Here is a 7,059-nt window from a genome sequence, read left to right on the forward strand (position 1 = left end):
GACCGCACATGGCTCTGCACCGGCTGACCCAGATCGTGATGGGCGTGCCAGACGTCGCGGCCACCGCCGCGTACTACGAGGACTTCGGCCTGACCCCGACCGGTGGTCATGCCTTCGCCACCGCGGACGGCGGGGAGCAGCTGCGCGTCGTGCACAGCGAGCGCCGCCGGCTGCTGCGGCTCGGCGTCGGCGCCGACGACCCCGACGACCTCGACCGCGTCGCGTCGTCGCTGGCCGCGCTGGACGTCGCGGTCGAGCGCACCGCGACCGGGGTCCGTGCCTTCGACCCCGGTAGCGAGGTCACCGTCGAGATCGGGATCGCTCCACGGTACGAGCAGCCGCCCACGCCCGCACCGCCGTACAACACGCCGGGGGTGAACGCCCGCGTCGGCGAGCGCGCACCGGGCATCCTGCGCGACCACCCGGTCCGGCCGCGCAAGCTCGGCCACGTCGTGCTCGGCTCGACCGACCAGGCGTTCTCGCAGCGGTTCTTCACCGACGGCATCGGCTTCAAGGTCAGCGACACGGTCCCCGGCCTGGCGGCGTTCCTGCGCTGCTCCACCGACCACCACAACGTGCTCGTGCAGCAGGCGCCGGTCGCGTTCCTGCACCACACCTCGTGGCAGGTCGACGACGTCGACGAGGTCGGCCGCGGCGCCACCGCGATGCTGGAGAAGGACCCGTCGCGGCACGTGTGGGGGCTGGGCCGGCACCACGTCGGGTCGAACTTCTTCTGGTACCTGCGGGACCCGGCCGGGAACTTCTCCGAGTACTACTCCGACCTGGACTGCATCGTCGACGACGCGCTGTGGACCCCGCAGGTCTGGGAGGGCGCGCGCGGCCTCTTCCGGTGGGGCCCGCCTCCGCCGCCGTCGTTCCTGGCTCCCGAGGACCTCGCGGAGCTGATGACCGGCGCCCACCAGCCCGGCTGATGGAGCCGATCTGGAAGCCCGCCCCGGCGACGGTCGAGGCCGCCACTATCACCCGGTTCGCCCGCCACCTGACCGGGCGGACCGGGGTCGAGTTCGGCGGCTACCGCGACCTGTGGGAGTTCTCCGTACGGCGGCTGCCGGAGTTCTGGTCCGCCGTCTGGGACTTCTTCGACGTCCAGGCCGACGGCACCCCCGGCACGGTCCTCGCCGGCGACGCGATGCCGGGCGCGACCTGGTCGGCCGGCACGGTCCTTGCGGGCGACGCGATGCCGGGCGCGACCTGGTCGGCCGGCACGGTCCTTGCGGGCGACGCTGTGCCGGGCGCGACCTGGTCCGCCGGCACGGTCCTTGCGGGCGAGGCGATGCCGGGCGCGACCTGGTTCCCCGGCACCCGCCTCAACTACGCCGAGCACGCGCTGCGGCACGGCCTCCCGGACGCGGTCGCCGTCACGGCGGTCGCGGAGGACGGCACGACGAGCACCCTCACCTGGGGCGAGCTGCGCGGTCAGGTCGCCGCGCTCGCGCAGTGGCTGCGGCGGGCCGGCGTGCGTCACGGCGACCGGGTCGTCGGCTACCTGCCGAACACGCCGCACGCCCTGGTGGCGTTCCTGGCCACCGCCACCGTCGGCGCGGTCTGGTCGGCGTGCGCGCAGGACTACTCGGCGCGGGGCGCCGCGGCCCGCTTCGCGCAGCTGGAGCCGGTCGTCCTGATCGCCGCCGACGGCTACCGGTGGAACGGCACGGCGCACGACCGGCGCGCCGAGGTGGCCGCGCTGCGGGCGGCGCTGCCGACGGTCCGCGCCACCCTCGGTACCGGCGAATCCTGGGAAGCGGTGGTCTCGGCGCCGGCGGAGCCGCGCTTCGACCGGGTGGACTTCGACGCGCCGCTGTGGGTGCTGTTCTCCTCCGGCACCACGGGACTGCCGAAGGGCATCGTGCACGGTCACGGCGGCGTGCTGCTGGAGCACCTGAAGCTGCTCGGGCTGCACCTGGACGTCGGACCGGACCGGCCACTTTTCTGGTACACCAGCACCAACTGGATGATGTGGAACATCGTCGCGTCGGCGCTGCTCGTCGGCGCGCCCGTGGTCCTGTACGACGGCAGCCCCACCCACCCGTCGCCGGACCGGCTGTGGCGGATCGCCGCCGCGTGCCGGGTCGCGGCGCTCGGCGTCAGCCCCGGCTATCTCCTGGCGAGCGCCCAGGCGGGGCTCGCGCCCGGCCGGGACCTGGACCTGGGCGCGCTGCGGACCGTCGGCGTGACCGGCGCACCGCTGTCGGCGGCGTCCTACCAGTGGGTCCACGACCACGTCGGGCCCGGGGTGCAGCTGGCGTCGGTCAGCGGCGGCACCGACGTGGTCAGCGGCTTCGCCGGCAGCGCGCCCACGACACCGGTGTGGCCGGGCGAGATCTCAGCGCCGTTGCTCGGCGTCGCCCTCGCGTCGTTCGACCACCGCGGCCGGCCGGTCGTCGGCGAGGTCGGGGAGCTCGTCGTGACCCGACCGATGCCGTCGATGCCGCTGTACTTCTGGCGGGACCCCGATGGGTCGCGGTACCGGGAGGCCTACTTCGACGCATTCCCGGGCGTGTGGCGGCACGGCGACTGGATGCTGACCACGCCGCGGGGCAGCGTCGTGGTGTCGGGGCGCTCCGACTCGACGCTCAACCGGCACGGCGTGCGCCTCGGCAGCGCCGACATCTACGCCGTCGTCGACGGACTCCCGCAGATCCGCGACTCGCTCGTCATCGGCGCCGAGCTCGGCGACGGCGCCTACTGGCTCGTCCTGTTCGTCGTCCTCGCCGGCGACGCCCCGCTCACCGACGCGCTCGTCGCGCAGGTGAAGGCCGCGATCCGGGCCCAGGCGTCGCCGCGGCACGTCCCCGACGACGTCATCGCCGTGCCCGCCATCCCGCACACCCGCACCGGCAAGAAGCTCGAGGTGCCCGTGAAGCGGCTCATCCAGGGCCATCCGCTGGAGCAGGTCGCCGCCCGGGACGCGGTCGACGACTTCGCCGCGCTCGCCCGGTTCGCCGCGTACGCCGGAGGGCCGCGCTGATCGCTGGATTGCATATTGATCCGATCGGATTAGGCGAGTTAAGGTCTGCGGCATGCAGACATCGATGCTCTCCCGCCGCCTGCTGCTCGCCTCCGCGGGCGCCGGCGCCGTCGGCGTCCTCACGCTCCCCGGGCGCGCCGAGGCCGCCGGCGGCCGCGTGGACACCCTGCTGGAGTGGTACGACCTGACCGCCGCGACCGTCGGCGTCATCACCGGCCCGCAGCAGGTCACCAACAGCCGCACCTGGGCGGTCGCCTGGATCGCCGCCGGCCGGGCGGTCGCCGCCACGCGCAGCGAGCTGGCGCTCGCCGCCGCCGTCCACCACGCGCTCGTGACGATCACGCCGGCCGCCGCCGCGACCCTCGACGCGGCACTCGCCGCCACCGTCGCCCGGATCCCCGGCCGGCACGCCGACCGGGCCGTGCGGGCCGGCGTCGACGCCGCCACGGCCGTGCTCGCCGAACGCGCCGGCGACGGCCTCGACCTCGCCTCGGTCAACCGGCCGTTCACCGTGCCGCCGGCCGCGCCGGGCGTGTGGCAGCCGACGCCGCCCGCGTTCGCCGCGCCCGTCCAGGCCGGCCAGGGCGACGGCCGGCCGTTCCTGGTCCGCGACGTCGAGCCCCTGCAGCCCGGCCCGCCGCCGGCCCTGACCAGCGCCGTGCACCAGCGCGACCTGGCCGAGATCCGGGCGGTCGGCGCCGCGGCGAGCACCGTGCGCACCGCGCAGCAGACCGCCGTCGCCAGGTTCTGGGCGCAGACGTCGCTCAACGGATTCACCGGAGCGCTGCGCACCACGCTCGCGCCGCACGGCTCGCACGGCGCCGCCCGCCGCTCCCTCGCCGACCGGATCGCGCTCGTCGCGGTCTTCCACGCCGCGACCATCGACGCGCAGATCACCACGTACCGCGCCAAGTACCGCTACCTGGCCTGGCGCCCGGTCACCGAGATCCGCACCGGCGCGGCCGCCCCCGACCCGGCGTGGACGCCGCTGCTCGCCACGCCCGCGCACCCCGAGTACCCGAGCGGCCACACCACCTACGCCGGCGCCGCGCAGGCCGTCCTCGACACCCTGGCCGGCCCGCCCCGCGCGGCGTTCGACCTGACCAGCACCGCCGCCCCCGACGTGACGCTGCGCTACACCTCCTGGCACCACCTCACCCGCGACAACATCGACGCCCGCGTCTGGGAAGGCGTCCACTACCGCCACACCGACGAGACCGGCGCCACCGTCGGCCGCCGCGCCGCCCTCGCCGCCCTGTCCCGCTGGCACGGCCGCACCCTGTAGTGCCCAGGGTGTGGGCGCCGCCTCCCGGCGCCCACACCAACCGGCCCGAAGCCGGATCGGGCAGGCGGTACGCTCCGTGGCCATGAGCCTCGATCGACTCGCCGCGGCCGGTGCGGAAGGTCGCTGCCGGGCGCTGTGGAAGTTCGAGGATTCGCCGGACGTCCGCCAGATGCTCAACGACGTGCGACGTCATGGCCCCGGCCGCCTGCGCCGCGCCGCCTTGGACGAGGTCGCCGCTGCGATCAGCCTGGACGTGGGCTGGCATCGCCCGGTCTCGGCCGACGTGAGCGGGTGGCCGCTCCTCGCCTCGGTACCAGGCACGGGCCTGACGACGTTGCCGGCCGGCGTGTACGAGATTTGAGCACACGCAAGATGTCATCCGATCACGGCATTCTCAGCGGTCGCATGGTCCGGTTGCGCCCAGTTGCTGAGGACGACTTGGATCTTCTTGCCGGCTGGTTCGGCGATCCGGGCTTCATCGACCACTGGGGGGATACGCCCCTCACGCGTGAGCAGGTGGCCGCGAAGTACATCGGACGGCGCCGACCCGAGGTTGAGTCCTTCATCGTCCTGACCGGCGACGCGCCGATCGGATACGCCCAGTACTGGCACGCCGGCGAGTTCGAGGGCGGGATCGACCTGATCCTCGAACCGCACGGGCGTGGACGCGGCTACGGACCTGACGCCGCCGACACACTGGCGCGGCACCTCTTGCAGCAGCTGCACTGGACCCGCGTCACCGCCGACCCCGTCGCGACCAACGCCCGCGCGATCCGCGCATGGGAGAAGGCCGGGTTCCGTCGCGTCGGCCAGCACGGCGAGGCGCTCATCATGGAACGCCAACGTCAGTGGACAAGCACCGACCACTTTGGAATGTAGGTACAGGATGATCGCACGGACATGGCGGGGCTGGGCTTCGCCGTCGACGGCCGATGACTACCAGCATCATTACGAGACCGATGTCGCTGAGCACCTGGGACAGGTGCCGGGATTCCGCGGTGCGCGGCTGTTGCGCCGTCGCGACGGCGGGGAAGTGCTGTTCACCTCCATCACGTTCTTCGCGAACATGGACGACGTGCGTGCGTTCGCGGGTGAGGAGCCCGAGCGGGCCGTGGTGGAGCAGGCCGCCCGCAGTGCTCTGACACGGTGGGACGAGTTCGTGACACACGACGAGGTCGCCGTCGTCGTCTGACCATCGCGCGCTCGCTTCTGCCGCAGCGAAGGACGTGCTGACGGCGAGGTGGTGCGTGGACGGTTTTCCGGCTGTCGCGCGAGTACGTTGCGGGCGCGCTCGTGGGAGCGCCGGCAGCGAGGACGGAGACCGGATGGCGCAGGTGTGGGCACTGCTTGTGGGGTTGGTTGCGGTCGGGGTGCGGGAGGCCTTCGTAACGGTGCGGCATGTCTCGGCGGTGCGGGCCGCCGAGCGGGTGGCGCGGCGATCGCGGGGGAGATGCGCGGTCAGGTGGAGTTGTACGGCTCGGGGCGCTGAGGTGGTCGTGGCCAGGCCGGAGCGGTGAGCCGGTACGAGGGTTACGAGGCGTTCTACAAAGAGGCGTTCGCCCGGGTGCTGTTCCGGGCGCTGTGCATCACCGGCAACAAGGAGCTGGCCTGGGACGTCGCTCAAGAGGCCATGTTGGTGATGGTGGAGAAGTGGGACGAGCGTCGTGGGCGCACGTTCGACGACAACCTCAGGTACGCCGCCGGAGTTGCCGGGAAGCAGGCGCTGAGTGCTCGGCGGCGCATCGCTGTCCAGGTCAAGACTCTCATCCAGCTTGGCGGGCGGCGGGAGACGTCCGCGGTGCCCTTCGACGTCGAGGTGGAGTTCGCGCACGACCTGATGGCTGCGTTGGAGGGGATGAGCGTTCAGGAGCGGGCGGTGGCGGTGCTGAGCGCATCCGGGATGAGTACCGGCGACGTGGCGGACGCGCTCAAGATCACGCAGTCGACGGTGCGCAGTCATAAGCAGAGGATCCGGCGGGGGCTGCACCTGCCGTCGGTTGTGCTTGCCCTGGGGGAGGGGGACGCGTGAAGGAGTTCGGAAGGCTGGCCCGAGAGGCCGAGGATCGATTCGTCGAGGCGGCGTCCATCGACGCGGTGGCCGGGATCGCCGACGTCATGCGCCGGCGTGCCGCGCACCGGCGCGCTGACGCGTTCAAAAGGGTCGCGTGCCTGGTGATGCTCGCCGGCATGCTGCTCCTGCCGGGGACGCGCCCCGCCCCAGGCACTGCTGCCGACGTGCAGCGCAAGGTGGACCTGTACCTCGCCGCGAATCCCGGGGGACAGCAGACGGGTCCGGGACAGGTCAGCTACAACAATGGTGCGGTGGTGATCACCGTGGCCGGCGGCAGCGCGGTCGACTGCCCGCTGGGCTCGGTGTGCTTCTACGATCGGCCCGACTTCGGGTATCCCCGGGGCGAGGTCCACGATTGCGGATGGCAGGACCTGTCGACGTTCGGCTGGCAGAACCGGATCGAGTCCGCGGTGTTCAACCGCTCACACGGGCTCGCACAGTTCTTCGACTCGGGAACGGCACTGTTCTCGGTGGGCGTCGGGTATCCCTCGGTGCCCGATGCGGGTACCGAGGCCAGGAACAGGGCAGATCAGGTGTATGTCCAGTGCTGATGAGGTCATGCGACTCACGAGGTGATCGGGCGGGCTCGTCGCCGGACCGTGTGCGCTTCCACATCTGGTAGCCGAGCCAGACGGGCCGGGCGCCGGCCCGCCGGGCGCCGGCCCGCCGGGCGCCGGCCCGCCGGGCGCCGGGCCGCGAGCCGGGGGGGAGAGA

The 7,059-nt window shown here is 73.0% G+C and carries 8 protein-coding genes; all 8 read left to right on the forward strand.

What is annotated here, in order from left to right; genetic code table 11:
• Nucleotides 1-8: 8 nt before the first annotated feature.
• The 8 genes from ABZ321_RS46210 (at nucleotide 9) to ABZ321_RS46245 (ending at nucleotide 6,896) form a co-directional block, all read left to right on the forward strand.
• Complete coding sequence (locus ABZ321_RS46210; RefSeq protein ID WP_354902566.1) at nucleotides 9-932, forward strand: VOC family protein; 924 nt, start codon at nucleotides 9-11, stop codon at nucleotides 930-932.
• Nucleotides 932-2,989 carry an acetoacetate--CoA ligase gene (locus tag ABZ321_RS46215; RefSeq protein WP_354902569.1) on the forward strand — a complete coding sequence of 686 codons (2,058 nt, stop codon included), beginning with the start codon at nucleotides 932-934 and terminating at the stop codon, nucleotides 2,987-2,989. Before ABZ321_RS46210 ends, ABZ321_RS46215 begins: the two co-directional genes overlap by 1 nt.
• A gap of 52 nt (nucleotides 2,990-3,041) precedes the next feature.
• Complete coding sequence (locus ABZ321_RS46220; protein ID WP_354902572.1) at nucleotides 3,042-4,274, forward strand: vanadium-dependent haloperoxidase; 1,233 nt, start codon at nucleotides 3,042-3,044, stop codon at nucleotides 4,272-4,274.
• 82 nt (nucleotides 4,275-4,356) lie between these two features.
• Nucleotides 4,357-4,635 (forward strand): hypothetical protein, encoded by a 279-nt coding sequence (locus ABZ321_RS46225; protein ID WP_354902575.1) that lies wholly within the window; start codon nucleotides 4,357-4,359, stop codon nucleotides 4,633-4,635.
• An 11-nt stretch (nucleotides 4,636-4,646) separates the two neighbouring features.
• Complete coding sequence (locus ABZ321_RS46230) at nucleotides 4,647-5,153, forward strand: GNAT family N-acetyltransferase (RefSeq protein WP_354902578.1); 507 nt, start codon at nucleotides 4,647-4,649, stop codon at nucleotides 5,151-5,153.
• 7 nt (nucleotides 5,154-5,160) lie between these two features.
• A complete protein-coding gene (locus ABZ321_RS46235) occupies nucleotides 5,161-5,466 on the forward strand; it encodes an antibiotic biosynthesis monooxygenase (protein WP_344507013.1) in 306 nt (101 codons plus the stop codon).
• A 321-nt stretch (nucleotides 5,467-5,787) separates the two neighbouring features.
• Nucleotides 5,788-6,303, forward strand: a complete 516-nt coding sequence (locus ABZ321_RS46240; protein WP_354902582.1) for a sigma-70 family RNA polymerase sigma factor — start codon at nucleotides 5,788-5,790, stop codon at nucleotides 6,301-6,303.
• Complete coding sequence (locus tag ABZ321_RS46245) at nucleotides 6,300-6,896, forward strand: hypothetical protein (RefSeq protein WP_354902585.1); 597 nt, start codon at nucleotides 6,300-6,302, stop codon at nucleotides 6,894-6,896. Before ABZ321_RS46240 ends, ABZ321_RS46245 begins: the two co-directional genes overlap by 4 nt.
• The last annotated feature ends 163 nt before the right edge of the window (nucleotides 6,897-7,059 follow it).

This window comes from Dactylosporangium sp. NPDC006015, assembly GCF_040614215.1.
In the GTDB taxonomy this organism is placed as follows: domain Bacteria; phylum Actinomycetota; class Actinomycetes; order Mycobacteriales; family Micromonosporaceae; genus Dactylosporangium; species Dactylosporangium maewongense.

Excerpts from the sequence above, each read along its gene's own strand:
- ABZ321_RS46210 (WP_354902566.1), top strand. The coding sequence starts at position 9 with ATGGCTCTGCACCGGCTGACCCAGATCGTGATGGGCGTGCCAGACGTC.
- ABZ321_RS46215 (WP_354902569.1), top strand. The coding sequence starts at position 932 with ATGGAGCCGATCTGGAAGCCCGCCCCGGCGACGGTCGAGGCCGCCACT.
- ABZ321_RS46220 (WP_354902572.1), top strand. The coding sequence starts at position 3,042 with ATGCAGACATCGATGCTCTCCCGCCGCCTGCTGCTCGCCTCCGCGGGC.
- ABZ321_RS46225 (WP_354902575.1), top strand. The coding sequence starts at position 4,357 with ATGAGCCTCGATCGACTCGCCGCGGCCGGTGCGGAAGGTCGCTGCCGG.
- ABZ321_RS46230 (WP_354902578.1), top strand. The coding sequence starts at position 4,647 with ATGTCATCCGATCACGGCATTCTCAGCGGTCGCATGGTCCGGTTGCGC.
- ABZ321_RS46235 (WP_344507013.1), top strand. The coding sequence starts at position 5,161 with ATGATCGCACGGACATGGCGGGGCTGGGCTTCGCCGTCGACGGCCGAT.